General features: G+C 41.8%; 18 protein-coding genes and 1 pseudogene. 7 read left to right on the forward strand and 12 right to left on the reverse strand.

The window, feature by feature from the left end:
* Positions 1 to 72: 72 nt before the first annotated feature.
* Positions 73 to 231, reverse strand: coding sequence for a hypothetical protein (locus tag EHS15_RS19100; RefSeq protein ID WP_167884196.1), 159 nt, complete (start codon positions 229 to 231; stop codon positions 73 to 75).
* A gap of 347 nt (positions 232 to 578) precedes the next feature.
* Positions 579 to 1439, reverse strand: coding sequence for a flagellar hook-basal body protein (locus EHS15_RS09275; RefSeq protein WP_135760289.1), 861 nt, complete (start codon positions 1437 to 1439; stop codon positions 579 to 581).
* 162 nt (positions 1440 to 1601) lie between these two features.
* Between EHS15_RS09275 and EHS15_RS09280 the strand changes: the two genes are divergently transcribed.
* The 6 genes and pseudogenes from EHS15_RS09280 to EHS15_RS09305 all read left to right on the forward strand — a co-directional run bounded on the left by EHS15_RS09280 (position 1602) and on the right by EHS15_RS09305 (position 7438).
* Positions 1602 to 1877 carry a hypothetical protein gene (locus EHS15_RS09280; RefSeq protein WP_135760290.1) on the forward strand — a complete coding sequence of 92 codons (276 nt, stop codon included), beginning with the start codon at positions 1602 to 1604 and terminating at the stop codon, positions 1875 to 1877.
* Positions 1878 to 2008: 131 nt separating this feature from the next.
* On the forward strand, positions 2009 to 2377 hold the full coding sequence (locus tag EHS15_RS09285; protein WP_135760291.1) for an RNA recognition motif domain-containing protein: 369 nt from the start codon (positions 2009 to 2011) through the stop codon (positions 2375 to 2377).
* A 3-nt stretch (positions 2378 to 2380) separates the two neighbouring features.
* A complete protein-coding gene (locus tag EHS15_RS09290; protein ID WP_135760292.1) occupies positions 2381 to 3583 on the forward strand; it encodes an ATP-grasp domain-containing protein in 1203 nt (400 codons plus the stop codon).
* On the forward strand, positions 3580 to 4194 hold the full coding sequence (locus EHS15_RS09295) for a class I SAM-dependent methyltransferase (RefSeq protein ID WP_135760293.1): 615 nt from the start codon (positions 3580 to 3582) through the stop codon (positions 4192 to 4194). The genes EHS15_RS09290 and EHS15_RS09295 overlap by 4 nt, the downstream gene beginning before the upstream one ends.
* Before the next feature lie 7 nt (positions 4195 to 4201).
* A pseudogene (locus EHS15_RS09300) lies at positions 4202 to 5080 on the forward strand (class I SAM-dependent methyltransferase); the annotation flags it as partial.
* A gap of 6 nt (positions 5081 to 5086) precedes the next feature.
* A complete protein-coding gene (locus tag EHS15_RS09305) occupies positions 5087 to 7438 on the forward strand; it encodes a YhjD/YihY/BrkB family envelope integrity protein (protein ID WP_135760295.1) in 2352 nt (783 codons plus the stop codon).
* A 4-nt stretch (positions 7439 to 7442) separates the two neighbouring features.
* Here the strand turns inward: EHS15_RS09305 and EHS15_RS09310 are convergent, their stop codons facing one another.
* The 10 genes from EHS15_RS09310 to EHS15_RS09355 all read right to left on the reverse strand — a co-directional run bounded on the left by EHS15_RS09310 (position 7443) and on the right by EHS15_RS09355 (position 16715).
* Positions 7443 to 7928, reverse strand: a complete 486-nt coding sequence (locus EHS15_RS09310; protein ID WP_135760296.1) for a rod-binding protein — start codon at positions 7926 to 7928, stop codon at positions 7443 to 7445.
* Positions 7929 to 7934: 6 nt separating this feature from the next.
* On the reverse strand, positions 7935 to 9044 hold the full coding sequence (locus EHS15_RS09315) for a flagellar basal body P-ring protein FlgI (protein WP_135760297.1): 1110 nt from the start codon (positions 9042 to 9044) through the stop codon (positions 7935 to 7937).
* Positions 9041 to 9778, reverse strand: a complete 738-nt coding sequence (locus tag EHS15_RS09320) for a flagellar basal body L-ring protein FlgH (protein ID WP_135760298.1) — start codon at positions 9776 to 9778, stop codon at positions 9041 to 9043. Before EHS15_RS09320 ends, EHS15_RS09315 begins: the two co-directional genes overlap by 4 nt.
* Positions 9775 to 10728 (reverse strand): flagellar basal body P-ring formation chaperone FlgA, encoded by a 954-nt coding sequence (flgA, locus tag EHS15_RS09325; protein WP_167884197.1) that lies wholly within the window; start codon positions 10726 to 10728, stop codon positions 9775 to 9777. The genes EHS15_RS09320 and flgA overlap by 4 nt, the downstream gene beginning before the upstream one ends.
* 25 nt (positions 10729 to 10753) lie before the next feature.
* Positions 10754 to 11551 carry a flagellar basal-body rod protein FlgG gene (gene flgG, locus EHS15_RS09330; protein ID WP_135760300.1) on the reverse strand — a complete coding sequence of 266 codons (798 nt, stop codon included), beginning with the start codon at positions 11549 to 11551 and terminating at the stop codon, positions 10754 to 10756.
* Positions 11552 to 11639: 88 nt separating this feature from the next.
* The gene (dut, locus tag EHS15_RS09335; protein WP_135760352.1) at positions 11640 to 12074 is read right to left on the reverse strand and encodes a dUTP diphosphatase; all 435 of its coding nucleotides are present in this window, start codon (positions 12072 to 12074) and stop codon (positions 11640 to 11642) included.
* Positions 12074 to 13354 (reverse strand): M16 family metallopeptidase, encoded by a 1281-nt coding sequence (locus tag EHS15_RS09340; protein ID WP_135760301.1) that lies wholly within the window; start codon positions 13352 to 13354, stop codon positions 12074 to 12076. The genes dut and EHS15_RS09340 overlap by 1 nt, the downstream gene beginning before the upstream one ends.
* 37 nt (positions 13355 to 13391) lie before the next feature.
* The gene (pnp, locus tag EHS15_RS09345; RefSeq protein WP_135760302.1) at positions 13392 to 15482 is read right to left on the reverse strand and encodes a polyribonucleotide nucleotidyltransferase; all 2091 of its coding nucleotides are present in this window, start codon (positions 15480 to 15482) and stop codon (positions 13392 to 13394) included.
* A 5-nt stretch (positions 15483 to 15487) separates the two neighbouring features.
* On the reverse strand, positions 15488 to 15754 hold the full coding sequence (rpsO, locus tag EHS15_RS09350) for a 30S ribosomal protein S15 (protein ID WP_135760303.1): 267 nt from the start codon (positions 15752 to 15754) through the stop codon (positions 15488 to 15490).
* Positions 15755 to 15779: 25 nt separating this feature from the next.
* Positions 15780 to 16715 carry a pseudouridine synthase family protein gene (locus EHS15_RS09355; protein WP_135760304.1) on the reverse strand — a complete coding sequence of 312 codons (936 nt, stop codon included), beginning with the start codon at positions 16713 to 16715 and terminating at the stop codon, positions 15780 to 15782.
* A gap of 71 nt (positions 16716 to 16786) precedes the next feature.
* Here EHS15_RS09355 and EHS15_RS09360 point away from each other — a divergent pair, with 71 nt between their 5' ends.
* The gene (locus EHS15_RS09360; RefSeq protein WP_135760305.1) at positions 16787 to 18079 is read left to right on the forward strand and encodes a hypothetical protein; all 1293 of its coding nucleotides are present in this window, start codon (positions 16787 to 16789) and stop codon (positions 18077 to 18079) included.
* The last annotated feature ends 70 nt before the right edge of the window (positions 18080 to 18149 follow it).

The following is an 18149-nucleotide window of genomic DNA, read 5'->3' on the forward strand; positions in this document are numbered from 1 at the left end:
CGAAATATACTTCACGCTCTCGGTCGCGAAACTTCCTGTTTCGACTCCCGAACTCCGGCATCCCTGCCTTCGTCAGGATTCCATTTGCGTCGAAAAATCTGCTGCATAAGAATCCGAGAAAAACAAAGGAAGCAGAAAGAGCGTACTTACATCTTGGAATTTACCTATGATGATCTTTCTAATCTTATGATTGGCAGGAATCATCGAACCGGCAATAAACGCTCCGAACAAAGAATGAATCTCCATTATTTAGCGATGAAGGTTATCCTTGGCTTTGGGGAATTTATAAAAAACATAGAACTGTAAATCATCAGGCTCATAGTAAAGATAAAAGGTACAAGTTCTCTAAAAATCGTTGGAGTAAATTTTCTATTCACAATCAAGTTGCTGAAGGTAATCAGAGAATACTCAAATCTGCTTTTAGTGCTTATTGTTATATAAAGCCTAAGTTCTCACAACTCTACCTGAATGAGCTATCATTCATCAAATCCATTCAGGCCGTTGGGATGGAGAAACTGGTTCATTCAAGTAAATTTACAGGTGAACCAGTTGTGCGGTTTGGTGCTAGGGAATGCCAACTAACGAATGACTTCGAACAACCTTCCTAAAAGGGAATCTTGAGTCTGCATCGTTTTCGAATTGGCTTCGTAGGCGCGATTGACTTCGATCATATCCACCATCTCGGTCACCACAGAAACATTAGATGCTTCTAAGAATCCTTGTAAAATTTGAGGAGAAAGTCTTTCGGGAAAAGGAGTCGGCTCCCCCGATTCGGGAGTATCCGCATAAAAAGAATCCCCTTCCTTATCTAAATGTCTGGGGTTCTCTACAGTTCTAATCTTTAACCGGTCAATGAGTACTGGTTGGTCGTATCTGTTTTCGGAAACATTCGTTCCGTCTTTGGGATCGGTTCCGATCCTGCCGTTCACATAAACCTCTCCGTTTTCTTTCACAAGAAAATTTCCTTGGTTCACTCGGATCGGCCCTTTCTCTCCTAACAAAGGAAATCCTTGGGGAGTCACCACATAACCGTTCTTATCGAGAACAAAACTTCCGCTTCTGGTCAGTCTTTCACCTCGGTTGGTTTGTACGGAAAAGAAAGCGGGGTTTTCACTTCCCGGCTGATCCTGCAGCATCAAGTCAAAATGATTGTCGGTTTTTTTTACGGCGCCTTGCTCAAAGCGGGTATACACCTCGTTCACTTCCGCACCAAATCCAAGTTTACCGATTACAGGTGCCGTATCGAAAGAACCCATTGGGGTTTTGCCGATTCCGTCTTCCGAAAATCGGTGCAACAACATCTCAGGAAAGGTTTTAAAAACAGTAGTATCCCTTTTGAATGCGGTTTTATCCACATTGGCAAGATTGTTTGCAATTACATCCATCCTCACCTGTTGCGAGATCATTCCGTTTGCGCCTGTATAGAGTCCTCGAATCATACTTTCCCTCTTCCGATACTATCCCTTCGGCCGTTTCCGAAATCTCCTAAAGAGAAAATGGGACATAGTTAAAAAAGAATGGAAGATTACAAAAAAAATGAGATTGACTTTGTCAATTTTTTGCAAAAAAATCCCTGTTTCATACAGAAAAGAGGTAAAAATATGCGTAGATTTCTTTTAAGTTTATTCCTTCTCTCCTTAATCTCTTCCATTTCCCCGCTTTTGGCAGAATGCGAACCGGATGATTTTGCCTGCCAAATAGAAAGCAAGGTGGAATCCGGCGAGGGAACTCCCGCCCTAAATCCCGATAAAGTCGATGAAAAAACCCACAAACAATGCCAGAAGATCAAAGAAAGCACGAAATGTGAAAAAAAAGAAGGATGCTACTGGGATTCGACCGTCAAGGGAGGAAAATGCAAAGGCAACGGTTACAACTAAACCATTTCGTTAGGTGAAAGGAGGGAACGTCCCTCCTTTGTTAGAACGCAAAAGTAATCTTCCCTGAAATGGGACATAGTCAAAAAAGACTTGAAATTTTTTATATTCCTTATTATTCATAAGTATCCTTTATGAAGTTATCGATTGGCAACCTTCCCCAAAGTCTTTCCGAAGACCAGCTCAAAGCCCTACTGGTAGCGCATGGTTCTGTCACCAGTGTCACAATCAAAAGAGATAAAATCACCAAGGTTTCTTTAGGTTTCGGTTCCGCAGAGATGGACGAAGCCTCCGCAGAAAAAGCGATCCAAGCTTTGAACGGAAAGGAAATCGAAGGCAAAAAGATCGTGGTTGTAAAACAGGAAGATCTAGCGGCGCAAAACGCATCGACTGATAAACAAAAGAACCTCTCCACCGGCCAAAAAAATATCTTTGGGAAACAAGCCCAAGGAGGCGGGGGAAATACGGGAGTACAACGCCGAGGCGGAAGCCGTGGTTCCTAGAGGATGAAACCTCTCGAAGGTAGCTTTATTTCTATCGGAGCGGGAAAAAACCAAATCCCTCTCATTCGTGCCGCAAAAGAACGTGACCTTCATATCATCGGGGTAGATAAAAATTCCACTGCCCCCGGGTTCGAAGACTGCGACATTCGTATCTTGGAATCCACAAGCGAATACCGCAAAATCCTCCTTTCCATGGGAAAGGTTCCTCTCACCAACAAACTCTTAGGTGTAGGTACTCGTTCTTTCGGTTCCGCATCCTTTTCTGCATCCTATCTTTCCGAAAAGCTGAAGCTGCCAGGTAACTCCAGTTTGGCGGTTTCTCTTTTTTCCAATAAAAAGAAAATGAAAGTTCTGATGGAAAAACAAGGAATCCTAGTTCCTAAATCCCAAGCACTCCCGGACAAAAAAAAATCCGAAAAAAAGAAAACAGATCTTTCCTTTCCTTTGATCGCCAAACCTTCTTCAGGTTTTGGCAAAAAAGGAATTCAAATTTTGGAAGGGGAAAAAGACTGGTCCGAGTTTTCAAAATCAGCCAAAACGGATCAATGGATTTTAGAATCCAAAATCGACGGAGACGAAGTCACTGTTCTTGGTTTCGTAATTTCTAAAAAATTTCATATTCTATCTTTAACGGATAAAATTACCACAGGTGAACCCCCTTTTCTGGAAATCGCCCACATTGCCCCTTCTCGTCGGATCGATATGACGGGAGAGATCAAAATGATCTGTCAGTCCATCGTAAATGCAACCGGACTACAAAACGGCCCTTTCGTTGCAGAATTTAAAATCAACGAAAACGGAGAATGTTATTTGATGGAATCCGCTCCTGAAGTGGGAGGGGAATTTATCGCAGAACATCTATTAAAAGAACATTACGGATATTCTTATTTCAAAGACTTAATCTCTCTCTACGTGGGAGAAAAACCGAAAACAAAGTTTCTGATCAAATCCCCACATAAGACCAAAACCTCAGTCATTCTATTCAGAATTCCTTCCAAAAAACAGAAATTAGTTGCGGAAGAACCGGAATTTCCCTTGGAAGAAGGAGAAACCATTTTTTTCAAAGACGAACTTCTCAAACCGGGGACTTCTTTGGAAAAATTAGAAGGAAATGCGAAAAGAGCCTATGTTTACGGAATCTCTACGACAAAAAAAGTTTCCTCTTCCGAATGGGTTTCCCATCTGCAAGACCGCTTGAACGCATGAAAAATGTCTGGGATCATCATTATCAGAAAGATAAGTCCAAACTCAGTTATCCGGACGAAAATTTAGTACGGCTTCTTTCCAAAGTATCCCATACAAATAAACAAGCGCTTGATTTTGGAACCGGTTCGGGAAGACATATTTATCTTCTTTTGGACAAAGGTTACACAGTGTCCGCTTCCGATTCCTCTTCCGAATCCATCGCACAAATCAAAAATCAAAATCTTCCCGTCCAACTTTACCATACGGAGTCCCTTCCCTATCCTTTTTCCGAAAATCAATTCGGACTCATCGTTTCTTGGGGAGTCTTTCATTACAACCAAAGAGAGACCGCCAAATCGATGCTAAAAGAACTTCATTCTTCTTTAGACAAAGGCGGATATTTGTTAGGTTCCATTCGTGCGAATACGGACACGCATCTTAAAATCGATTCGGGAGAAATGAATCTTCAGGATCTAAAGGGAGGTTATGCGGAAACATACGAACTGGAAGATCTGAAACTTTTTTTATCCGGCTTTACGAACGTGGAAATCGGATACAGCGAAAGAACTCCTTTGGGTAAATTGGAAGAACGCATTTGCCACTGGTTTTTTTTAGCGCAGAAAAAGGGTTAATCCCACGGATTTCTCCTCTCTTAGACAAGAATGCCCTACTTCAGGAAACTGTGATTGGCAGTTTTTATACAAAACTACAGGGCAGCACAAAGATTTATCCATTGTTAAATGCAATACTTGCGGACTTCAATCCTTATACCCCCGCCCGGAACAGACAACCCTTTATACAGAAGAATATTATTCAGGAAAGGCGGAATATTCCTACGTAGATGAAAGAAATACGGAAAAGTTCCACTCTTATGTTTGGGATGCCCGAATTAAGAATATCCGAAAATTCATACCCCAAGGAAGGTTTCTGGATGTAGGTTCCTCTTTCGGAGGATTTCTCAAAAGAGCTTCCCTCTTCGGATTCGAAGTGCAGGGAGTGGAGATATCTTCGTTTGCCTCCTCTCATGCGAACGCAAACGGAATCCCAACATTTAACGGATCTTTGCTGGAAGCAAAATTTCCTGACTCACATTTTGATGTGATCAGTTTGGTGGAAGTCATAGAACATTTGGAACAACCTCAACTGGTCTTTAGTGAACTTTCCCGCATTTTAAAACCGGGAGGTCTTCTTCTCCTGCAAACCGCTAATTTCGAAGCATGGCAGGCAAAAGATGCTGGTTCCGCCTATCACTACTATATGCCTGGCCACGTATTTTATTATTCGGATGCTCTTCTTAAAAAGATATTGACTGAGAAGGGATTTGACCGCTTTATTTCATACTTTGGAGTGGACTTTCCCCTTTCCGCTAAACTTTTAAAGTCGAGAGGGAATTTCAGAAAATTATCCGACTATCTGCAATGGTTTCGAATCGGTTATTACCATTTCCGTTCCAAGTGGAAAAAAGAAGGTTTTCCTATGACCTCCAGTCACGTCCTTTACTCATTTCGTTCCAGGTAGGTTTACATGAATCACTCTCCGGCTCAGTCCCTCTTAATTAAACTAACAGCTGTTCCAGAAAAAAACGGAATTAGAAGAAAGCTAGTCCTGGGGATCAGACTGATCTTGGTTTCCATCCACAGGTTCATCGCAGACGACTGTTTAACGATGGCTTCAGGACTAGCCTACACAGCAATAGTGACTTTGGTTCCTACCTTAACCGTGGCATTCGCGCTTCTCACTGTTGCATCGGGAATTCAAACCAGACAGGATCAAATCTTTCAGGACGTAAACGGATTTCTCATCAAAAACAACATCCAGGTGGATATTACTCCCTACTGGGAAACTCTAAGCGACATCATCAACACTGCTTCACAAATCGGTGCCGTCGGTTTCATCGTATTCATCTTCTCTGCAACGGCTGTTTTGCGATCTTTGGAAAAAGCGTTCCATAGCATTTGGAAAATCGATCTTCATAGAAGTTTTATCAGTAAATTCGTATTGTATTTTTTCCTAATCTCTTTCGGCCCTCTTCTGTTCGTAGTGGGAAAAGGGATTTCGGACAAACTGACCGATACGGTAAGAGCGCCCCATTTAAAATCCATTGTTTATACCAAGAGCGGGCAACTTTGGGTGGCTGGAGAAAAAGGATACATAGGAGTAGTCTCCGATTTGAAGGAAAAAATCTCCTTCATTCCCAATGATTCCATCGATTATGAAAATATGTTATGCGTCGATTTCGAAGAGATAGAAACGGGAACATGCAAAAAGCCGAATATAGGCAAAGAGAACTTTTTCCGAATTCGTTCCCAAGGCCCTTACTTATATACAATTTCAGAAGAAGGAACCTTATTATTCAGTTTCGACGAAGGAAAAAAATGGCATGTACATTCTTTAAAAAATCTTTCCGTCAGAGACTTCGGAGTCGTGGACGACGATACTATTTTTATCCTTACGGAAGATACAAGAACCCTGCGATACGACGTCGGTAAAAAAATCCAGGAAGTGAAACGTTTTACGGACAGATCCATAACACCTGTTCGCGTTCGCTTCTTTACGGACAAAGACGGATTCATTCTGGACCGCGAAGGACGTCTATGGAGAACTCAAGACGGTGGAAATAATTTTAATCCTCAGGTCATCGCTAAAAAAACCCTAAACGATATATCCTTCGCGAACAGGGACGTAGGGTTCGTCGTGGGAGACAACGGCGCCATCTTCCGAACCAGAGACGGTGGAAACAGTTGGGAAGATCTAAACCACAAAAGATATTCCTACGAAAGAGTTTGGGTATTCAGCTCTTCCCAAAAAAGAGATTTCGATATCTTCGTCTTGAACAGCCTAGGAGACATTCTCATCTCGGAAGACGGAGGAGAATCCTGGTATGTGGCTTACAAATCGAAAGGTGGAAACATATTAGATCTCATCCTTCTCTCCGAAAAACAATCCCTAGACGCAATCGATTCTTCCGTGCAAATGACAGGTGAAGAATCCGTCGAAACAGAGATCAAGGAACCAGAAGAGACAAAACTCAACGAATCTATGCTCGGAATCATCGGTGTGGGAGAGTACAATAAAATCATCCGAGTAGAGAACGATGTGAACGGTATGACTGTTTGGAAACGATACCAAGGTGGTTCTAAGTTTTTTTCCTTATATTCGATCCTGCAAATTCTGCTGCCTTTGATTTCTCTTTGGTTGTTTTTCGTTCTGCTTTATACGATCATCCCCAATACCAAGGTTCCCGTCAAAGCATCGTTTATCGGCTCTGCCATAACGGGAATCATTCTAATCATCTTCTTCTGGGGTTTCATCAATATCTACATCACTTCCTTTACGGAAAAAACCATGTTGATTTACAAAGCTTTGGCCGCCATCCCCATCTTTTTACTTACCATCTACAGTATAGGGATGATCGTTCTTTTCGGTGCGGAAGTGACTGCCACGATTCAATTCCCGGACAGATACATTTTGCCAAGACATCCTTTTGAAAACGTAGATACGTTCGTAAAACACGAGTTTTATCATACTGTAAGGTTTTTGGTTCATGTTTATCAATATCAGGAAAAAACGGGAAATCTAATCGATCAAAATACGATCAGAAAAGAACTGACTATTCCCGAAAAAGATCTAAAACTCATTTTGAGTTCTTTGGAAACTGCAGGTTTTATCGTTCAAACCGACAAAGGAAAGTTATCTCCTGTAAAATTAAAAGAACAGGTTGATCTTCAGGAACTCTATGATCAAACCATCTCAATGAGTTTGGGAGCGCCTAAGGAAGTGGATAAGTCTATGGTGAAACTGGGAGCGGAATTAAAATCGATCGAGACAAAGCTGAAAACCCAGCTTCAGTCGATTGAATTCAAAAACATAATTTAACTATCTATTTGTAAGAATTATTTTTGGCCGGAGGGAGCATAGCAGACATTTGTTTGTAAATTTGCTCCGCAAGGCCGAGAGACTCGTTTTTGGAAATTTCTTTCGAATATTCGTCGTAAAGCATATCTTCGAAAATCTCTTCCGCATACCCCCCGTCGATGAGTTTCTCTTTCTGCACTGAATTCTTCATTTCCTTCAGCATCATCTTCACGAAAACGGATTCGAATTCGACGGAAGCATCGTACAACTTTTTTCTGTAAGGATCGTTCGAGATCTCTTCTCTGATATTTTGAGTAACAGTCAATTGGGAACTGCTGAAACGACCGGGAAGGTCATTTCTATTTTCCAGAAGTTTTTGGAACTCGGACTTATTTTCGGAAGAAACGGATTGGTTTGCTTTGGAATTCAATGAATTCATTCTTCCGATGATGTTCTCATCACGAGAACGACTCATACGACCCGAATAATCTTGTACAGAAAATATATCCATGTTTCCCTACTGAATGATGAGTTCCGCTCTCAAGGCACCTTGCTTTTTCAAAGCTTCCAAAATGGAAATGATGTCCTTCGTGCTCGCTCCTACCTTATTTAAAGCATCGACAATATCTGAAACTTGTGTAGCTTCTTTTAGAACAAAAACGGATTCTCCCTTAGATTCTTCCTGAATCGGGAAAAAATAACGCATCTTTTGGTTGTTTGCGACCTGAATGGTGAGTCCTTGCTGCGAAATCGCCACTTCATCGATAGCGATATTTGCTCCCATTACGATGGTTCCCGTTCTTTCGTTGATCACCACCCTAGCAGGATTATCCGGAGTGATCGTTAGATTCTCCAATTTGGATAAAAAACCCAAATCGATCTTAGGCGCAATGTTTTCCCCGCCTTGCGTTCCCGCAGGCTCGCTAGGAAGAGGAACTAAAATTTCCGTTGCAGACACTACTTCCGGTTTGACGTTCAGATTGGAAGTGATGGCTTCCACAATGCTGTTCATTGTGGAATAATCTTTATCCATAAGAGTGACTTTGATCGATTTTACTACCGGCTGGTTGGGAACAGATTTTTCCAGAATGGCGCCTTGGGGTATCATCCCAGTGTTGCTTCCGCCTTTTTTCTCTGCAAGTCCTCTGGTCTTTTTTTCCTTACCACCGAACACTAACACACCGGATGCGACAGCGATAATGTCTCCGTTTCCCGCTTTCAAAGGAGACTGTAAAAGCACTCCTCCTTCCAAAGAACGGGCATCTCCTACGGAAGATACTGTGATATCGATTCTATCCCCTTCTTTCAAATGAACAGGAATATTCGCTGTGATCAAAACACTTGCGGTATTTCTAGCTTCTCTCAGTGATTTTTTAGTATTCACTCCCAGTTGAGCCAGATAGTTTTGAAGAGCTTCTTCCGTGAGAGGGTTTTTAGTGTCTCCCGTTCCGTTTAAACCCACTACAAGTCCGAAACCAGTGACTTGGTTTTCCCGAATGGCATTGATTTTGGCAACATCTTTCAGTCTTGTTTCCACACCGAACAAAGAGAAGGAAACGAATGACAGAACGAATGCAGTTAGAACACGTATAAACTTTCGGTAAGACTGATGGTTTAGAAACTTCATTCCGTGCTTTCCCCTAACACTCTTTTAATGGTTTTCAAAAGAATTTCTTGTTTTTCCCTTTCGGAAAGTTCGGCTCTCTCTGAAACAGTTCCGTCCGGATTCGTAATTCGTTTCATCTGTATATTAGGGGAATTCAACTCCTTAGGATTCAATGTCCCTTGGAACTCCACTCTCAAATTAGCAACTTGTTCGCTGGATATATTCCTATATTTATCCAGATCTTCCGGAGATATAGTGCCGGAGAGACGAAGGTTGATTCTTTCTTCTCCGTAATTGAAAGTTTTGGAACCTTCCAATTCCAAATTTCCGGATCCGGGATCCACTCCAGTTACCAGAACGGCCATGATGCCTAAAATTTTACCGTTGGTTCTGGACTTGCCCACTTTCGAGCGCATATACGTATTATTCGTGTTATAGGAAGGGAGATCTGAAATTAATTTTTTATCGGGCACGGTTTTGATGTCGTTGTCGAAAGTGGCCTTGTATTCGGAATCATATTCCACTTTCAAACCTGATTTTAAAACCACTTTTACCACAGTACCCGGAGACACCGCTTTCGGATAAGAATACGGATCTTTATCCTTCCATAGGGATTCCGCGGATAAGGAGAATTCTCCTGAAGAAACATTCTGTTCTCTGAATGATTGAAAAAAATCCGGAAAAAAGAAACAAAGGCAAAGCAGTGCCACAAAATGAAAAACCAGCTTTACAGAATGTTTAAAAACCTTTTTCATCTTCCCTCTTCCAACAAACAAATACCAGGCGACTGAATTTTTCCTTTCAATATTTTATTCGAAGTTACATTCATTAAACTGATTTCATCACCTTCATTTCCCGATTCCAAGGCTCTGGTTTTGGCTTTGATCATGATATTACCGACTGTGTAAACCAATTGCACTTCTCCTCCCCTCTCTACGGTGTGAAGAAGTCGAAGCTGCTTTTTTTCTATGGGAGTCGATTCCAAAATGGCATTGAGAGCCGTTTTCCCTACAGGGGAATTTAAATCGTAATCCTTAGTGTTGTCAGATGTGAAAAAAGATCTTTTTTCCACATCTTCCGAAGTAATGATGTGTTTGGATTCGATATGATGTTTGGTGAACCAAGCTTCTTTTTTTTCATCGATCACAAAGCCGAGAGAAACGGAATGAATCAATTTTCCGTTATGGAATAGATCCAAAGGAAACAATCGTTTCCCTCCATGAAGGTTTTTTCCAACCTTTCTCCATTGAAGTTCCACCCCTGTTACAGGAAGGGAAAGACTTTCTCCCTGGTATTGAAAGCGGAATCTGCTTCGATCCAGATCCGCCTCTTTTTCCAAATAAGAAACAAGATACGATTCTATTTCCTTTCCGTCCCATTCTTCCGTCAAAGGAATGATCGTAGAAGAAGTTCCTCTAACATCCCAATCTGTTTGGGATTGGTTTTCCTTTTTGGCAAGCTCGGAAAGTTTTGCGGACACTTCGTCCGGTTCCACAATCAAAGGAGATTTTAGATTGGAGTATAAAACGGGATTCCATGCGGATTTCCAGTTCAAAATCTCCGAAGCTCTCACTTCCGTTTTGGAAGTGACCAGTTTCGGTTTCAAATAAACTCTTCCGGCTCCTTGGTTTGTGTCTGCACCAAGCCCGAAAGAAAGGGAAAGACAGACATATAGAAAAAAAGGAATCGTGAATCCGCGAAACATATTCATCGTTTACTTAGAGATACGGTTATCTCTTCAAACCTATTGCCGTAGAAAGCATGTTATCCGAAGTTTGGATGGTTTTGGAATTGGATTCGTAAGCTCTTTGAGCCACGATCATGTTCACCATCTCTTCCACGATTTTAACGTTACTCATTTCCAAAAATCCCTGAAGAACACTTCCGTACCCTTCTTGGCTAGGCATACCTGGAATTTCAGGGCCGGAAGCCACAGTTTCTCTAAATAAGTTTTTTCCGACTGCTTGCAAACCTGCCGGGTTCACGAAGCGATAGAGTTCAATCTGTCCGATTGTAGTAGGACGAATGTCGTTTCCTATCTTTACGGTCACTTCCCCCTCTTCTCCGATCATCAAAGTGTTTAAAATGGCGTTTTCAGGAAGAATGATGGGAGGCTCCAACAAATATCCATTAGATGTGACTACTTGTTGGTTCGAGTCGATTTTAAAAGATCCGTCTCTGGAATAGGAGAATGTTCCATCCGGCATTTGGATTTTGAAAAATGCCATCTCACCTGTAAGTGCGATGTCCAATTTATTTCCCGTTGCTTGAAAGGAACCTATTTCGAATAATTTCTGTGTGGCGGCAACTTTCACACCGTGCCCCACATTCACTCCCGTAGGAATTTCGGAAACAGAGGTTGCGGGAGTCCCTGCCAGAACCTGGTGTTGGTAAACCAAATCCTCGAAGTCGACTCGATTTTTCTTAAAACCGGTCGTATTTACGTTTGCAAGGTTATTGGCAACAGTATCGATATGAAACTGTTGTGCAATCATTCCGGTAGCGCCGGTCCAAAGTGACCTCATCATATAATAGCACCTCTTTCGAGATCTATCGGCTGATTTGCAAAAAAGGGTAAGTGCCTTTTTTTGAATTTATGTCTTATTTATTTTCAGTTTATTTTCCGGTGCTTCCGAATCCACCGGTTCCCCTTTGGGTTTCCTCCAGGGTAGATACCACAGTAAATTCGGCTGCCTCATACCGTTTTACCAGGATTTGGGCGATTCTAGTTCCATGTTCCAGAACGAAGTCGGCTTTTCCCAAATTCAATAGAGGAACAAAGATCTCTCCTCTATAGTCGGAATCGATGGTTCCTGGGGAATTGGGCATTAAAATTCTATTTTTAGTGGAGAAGCCGGATCTAGGACGAACCTGCCCCTCGAACCCGTCCGGAATGGCAAATGCAAGTCCCGTAGGAACCAAAACGACCTCACCGACCGGTAAAATCAGATCGGATTCCAAACAAGCGGACAGATCGTATCCTGCCGCGCCATTCGATTTTCTATCGGGCAAAACCGCTCCAGGTTTTAAGATTTGAACGGGAACTTGGATCATAAAGTATTCGGGATTTTTTGGAATTCGGAGTCTTTCATATCCCCAACACAAGAAAGATGAAAGCTGGGAAGGGTAAAAGTATAACGCATTCTTTCGTTCAATTCGTCCAGATCGACTGATTTGAGGGCGGCCATTCTTTCTTTTAGGGAATAGTATTTTCCGAAATAAATTTCCTGAAGACCTATATTGTTCATTCTGTTCTCAGGAAGTTCGTAGCCGATCGCCATTCCACCTAACTGATTGCTTTTGGCATCTTCCAATTCTCTTTTGGAAAAACCTTCCTTCAGAAGGATGTCTATTTCTTTCAAAATCAAACTGACGCATTTATTCGCCTTTTCTTTGGAGGTGGCGCAAGAAATGGAGAATAAACCTGTTGTTCTGTAAAAAGAAGGAAAGGAATAAATCGAATAACAAAGCCCTTCTTTCTCTCTTATATTTTGAAAGAGACGGGAAGCCATTCCTCCGCCCAAAATGGTGGACATCAACTGAGTGACAGTTACATCCTTAAAACTTCTAGGAACACCTCTGGCGCCCAACATAATATTGAACTGCTCGATTTTGCGTCTTTCTAAATGTTTCGTATACTGTTTTTTAGGCGATGCTATGGATACGGGAGCGCTTACCTTTCCTTTAGGATTTTCGAAAGGAAAATATTTTTTAGCAAGTCGAAGCACTTCTTCCCATTTGAAATTTCCGGAAACGGAAAGAACCATATTCGCAGGAAAATAATGTTTTTTATAAAACTTACCCAAAGAACTGCGTGTTACGCCTGTTACGGATTCTTTAGTTCCTATGATGTCTCTCCCGTAAGGAGATGTATTGAATATATTTCTGAAATAGTAATCGTAAACGAAGTCATCGGGAGCGTCTTCATAAGAACGCATCTCTTCGATCACTACCCCTTTTTCCGTTTTGATGTCGTCTTCTTTCAAAAGAGGACGGTAGATCATATCGGATAAGATATCGAAAGCAAGTTCCGCCTTGTCTTTGATGGCGATCACATAGTATTGAGTGTATTCCCTGCTTGTGGATCCGTTGAGGATACCGCCTACTCTTTCGACTTCCGCAGCGATTTGTTTGGAAGTGCGGCTTTCGGAATCCTTAAAGAGCATGTGCTCTAAAAAATGAAAGTAACCTAACTCTGATTTTGTTTCTGCAAGGGAGCCTTCTTTTACGAAGAGACCCACACCCATGGAAGCGGCATGCTTCATGGGCTGGAAGAGAATGGTGAGTCCGTTCGGCAAAACCGCACGTTTGAATTCGTCAGAAGTAGCCAAATTTGAGCCTCTCCCTTCTATTCAGAAGGGATTTGTCTTAATTGTCCAAAAGCACGTCTTTACGAGAAAGGTCGATCTTTCCTGTTTTATCCACAGAGATCACCTTAACTTGGATTTTTTGACCTTCCGATACGATGTCTCGTACGGATTGTACTCGTTTCACATCTAACTTGGAAATGTGGCAAAGGCCTTCTTTTCCAGGAAGAATTTCCACGAAAGCGCCGAAATCGGCGATTCTTTTGATGACACCTTCGTAGATTTTACCTACTTCGATTTCTTCAAAGATTCCGTCGATCATGGCGATCGCTTTTTCCTTAGCTGTTTCGCTAGGAGAAGCGATGGTCACCTTACCGCTGTCATCTACGGAGATTTCGGAACCGGATTGTTCGATGATGGCACGAATCATTTTTCCGCCAGGACCGATGAGTTCTCCGATTCTATCTTTAGGAATTTGTTTCAAAGTGATACGAGGAGCGTTGGAAGAAAGATTTCCCTTCACGGAAGAAATCGCTTTGTTCATTTCTCCCAAGATATGATCTCTACCGACTTGCGCTTGTTCGATTGCTTTTTGAAGAACTTCCAAACCGAGACCGTTTACTTTTAGGTCCATTTGGAAAGCAGTAATCCCTTTTTTGGTTCCCGCTAGTTTAAAGTCCATATCTCCGAAGTGGTCTTCGATTCCAGCGATGTCGGAAAGAACCGCAAAACGACCTTTTTCATCACTGAAAAGTCCCATAGCGATTCCGGAAACAGGTGCGGAGATAGGAACTCCTCCTGCCATAAGTGCCAGAGTGCCGGAACAAACGGAAGCCATAGAGGAAGATCCGTTGGATTCCAAAATTTCGGAAACAACTCGAATCACATAAGGAAAATCAGCTTGGCTAGGAAGGACTTTTTTCAAAGCTCTCTCCGCTAAATTTCCATGACCGATTTCTCTTCTACCAGGACCGGAGTTTCTTCTCACTTCTCCTACGGAGAACGCAGGGAAGTTATAATGAAGCATAAAATTCTTCTCTTTCGGGCCTTCCAATGTTTCATAACGTTGGTTATCCGAAGTTGTTCCCAAAGTCATAACGCCTAAACTTTGCGTTTGTCCTCTGGTAAACACTGCCGAACCGTGAGGTCCGGGAAGAACATCTATTTCACAGGAGATTTGGCGAATTTCATCCGTTTTTCTTCCGTCAAAACGAATCCCTTCGTTTAACACAAGTTCACGGACCACTTCGTATTCCAATTCATGAAGGAAATGTTTGATTTCTTTGGAATGATCTTCCGGAGCTAAAATTTCTTTGAAATGAGCAACTGTTTCATCATTGATTTTTTTGATGTCTTCGTTGCGTTTTGCCTTCTCTGCATTTTTATTAGCAGCAGCTAATTTAGCAAATGCGAAGTCTCTAATTTTGGCATGAAGTTCTTTATCGGGAACTTTCAAAACTACTTCTTTTTTCTTAGTTCCGTGTTTAACCGCCAATTGCTCTTGAAAAGAAACAGCAACTTTCAACTGTTCTTGTGCGAAACGAAGAGCGTTCATCATATCTTCTTTGGAGATTTCTTGCGCTTCTCCTTCGATCATGACGATGGCATCTTTTGTTCCTGCTACGACTAAATCCAAATCGGACTTAGTGATTTCTTCGTTGGTAGGATTAAGAATGAATTCTCCGTTGATTCTACCGATACGAGCGCCTGCAATCGGGCCTGCAAAAGGGATAGGAGATACGGAAAGAGCTGCGGAAGCAGCGTTGATGGCGTGACCTGCAACAGACACTTGTTTGTCGGCAGATAAAACCTGAACTAATAATTGAACTTCTGAAAAATAACCTTCCGGGAACATAGGCCGAATAGGTCTGTCGAGGATACGGGAAAGAAGGACTTCATGTTCCGCGGGTTTTGCTTCTCTTTTGAAGTAACCACCGGGGAAACGTCCTACAGAATACATTTTTTCCGTATATTCGCAAGTAAGTGGGAAAAAGTCTTGGCCTTCTTTAGGCTCATCCGCCGCACAAACTGTGGCGAGAAGAACTAAGTTTCCAGTTTTGTACACAACTGAGCCGTGGGCTTGTTTTGCCCACTTGCCAGTTTCGATGGTGATAGAATCTCTACCCCAAGAACCAGTGAACTCTGTCGCCATAGGAATTACTTCCTAATGCCGAGTTTTTCAATAAGCTTTCTATAGCTATCGATATTGGATCTTTTAAGGTATTCCAACAAGCTCTTTCTTTGGTTCACAAGTGCAAGGAGACCACGACGAGAGTGGAAATCTTTTTTATTTGTTTTAAAATGTTCTGTCAGATCCTTGATGCGAGAATCAAGAAGGGCAATTTGTACTTCTGCAGATCCAGTATCATTAGGTTTGCTTCCGTAGGTAGCAATGATCTGCTGTTTTTGTTCTTTGGTGATCATATTTCCTCCAAAATCTAAAAACCCTTCATTTAGAAAACATAATTTTTTGGGTAGGATCAAAAAATACTTTTCCATATCGATAGGGCAAATGACTCGGCTTTCCTTGGTAAAGACACCATGCGAGTATGGATTCGGTTCCCTCTTCCAGCAGATAGAATCCATCTTCTCCTGCTTTGGGAAGTTTATCCCAGATATATCCTCCGTGGATGACTGCTTTTTTCTCTCTTTCGTCCGTCATTCTAGCGGGAAGAGGAAGCACCTTTTGCCAAGGAAGGGCTTGGGATTCTTCAATGATTTCATAGTCCGTGGCCAAATCCAAACCCCAAGGGCCGATCGTTTCTCTGACCAATCGTTCCAATTGCAGTGGTACCTCCCACTTTTCCGAAAGATCGAGTATGATTTTGCGAATGTAAGTGCCGGAACTCACATGAATTCGGAAAGAGAACCCTTTTTCCGTTTGGCGGATGTCCCAAACCCTTTCAATACGAATGGGTCTTTCTTTTTCCACTACCTTTCTGCCGGTTCTCACCAAGTCGGATTGGCGGCTTCCCCCCACTTTGAGAGCGGAAATTTTAGGTGCTTTTTGAGTCGTCCAGGAAGTCAGGTTAGAAAGTTCTTTCTCTAAAAATGATTCTCCCCAAACTCCTTTCTCTATAAAGGATTTGATCTTTGATTCTTCCCACTCTTCTTCCACGATCCCATCCGGGTCTCCGGAATCCGTTTTTTTTCCCAATAGAACTTCCGCATAATACGACTTATCTTGTCCTAAAAACAATTGAGAGAAGGTGGTGTAATCTCCGAAGGGGATGATGAGAAGGCCTTCCGCAAATCGATCCAGAGTTCCCGTATGTCCGATCGAATCCAGATGGAGTCTTTTTTTCAAACGAATGACTACATCGGAAGAAGTAAGTCCCGGCGATTTACGCACAAATAAATAACCTGATCTTTCTTGGTGAGGCATATAAACTATAAATATTTCAAGATTCTTGAAATATGAAATGAGAAAAAGAGTCCATTTTCCATCTTGGGAATATGAGTCGAAAGTCAATCTTAACCTTCTTTCTTTGGCTTTGTTTTTCTCCTATTTTTGCCACTACTATAGTTACAAAATCAGGAAGATCTTTTGAAAAAGTAACCATAGACAAGGTTACGGAACAGGAGATTGAATTTGTAGACACTTCGGGAATCATCACACGGATCAGAAAAGATAAAATTCAAAAGATCACTGCGGATGCGAACGAAACCATACCGGAGTTGCTAACGGATGAAAGTCTTCCTACTGGTGCTTTGGAAAAAAAGAAAGATCCGAACGAACTTCCCGAATTTAGTTTTTTACTTTCTCAATCCCTTTCCAACGACGGAGCCTTCCAAGGCTCGGATCTTTTCGGAGAAAGACAAGCAAGAAGGAACAAAACGGAATATAAAGACTTTTACGAAGCATACTTTCTTACTTCCAGTGTGGAAGTATTGGGACTACCGAAACAGTTTAAGTTCGGTTTGACGATCATGAATCCTCTAGTAGACAGAACCAATACGGATGCGGATTTAAGATTACAATCCGCTCCCGGAGGACAGGACCAAAGCAATTTGATAAACGCTTCCTTAAGAAACAATACTCTTCTTTATGATCCTAACCAAGTAAAAACCAGAAAAGAAAAAAACGGGCTGCCGGACTATCTTTTCACAAGAGCCATGTATGAACATGAAACCAAGTTAGGAACTTTCTCCGCAGGGTTCTTATTTATCAATGCGAACGATCCCATCTACGTAATGAGAGGATATTGGATCATAGGATGGAAGCCCAATTTTTTACCTTGGCTCAATCCTCAATTTTCCATGAACAACAAGATGTTAAACGATTACGGAGGAATTTTCCAGGGAACTCATAATTACAGACTTTCTTTCGCACATGAGTTTTTCAAAGGAGAAGAGTTTCGAATCACTCCTAGTCTCGTTATAGGTTATGCGGATGTAAACGACAATGTGGATCGCAAAAAAGGGATCAGTGACATCAGTCCCAAACTTCAATTCGACTATTTAAAATACTTTTTCTCGGTGAATATGATGTACAGAGCCACTCCGTCTCTTGTGGATAATGCAAGTTATACTCCTAGTGAAGGGGTTTATGCGGATACGAATTCCAATGACGGCAAAGTGACGGATCCTTCCAAAATTTACGGGTATCAAAACCAGATCATTGTGGATGCAATTTCACAGTATAGTCCCAATGATTTAGTGAAAAGGGAACTCATCAGTCACCACCAGCAACAGCACATCATCCACAATATCTTCTTTTATAGTTTAGGATATACGATCAAAATTTGAATCGGTATCTTATCCTTTTCTGCTCTGATTTGTTCTCTGCATTCATTCGAACAAGGGAAAGGCGGATTTT

This window comes from Leptospira idonii (assembly GCF_004770995.1).
Lineage (GTDB): Bacteria > Spirochaetota > Leptospiria > Leptospirales > Leptospiraceae > Leptospira_A > Leptospira_A idonii.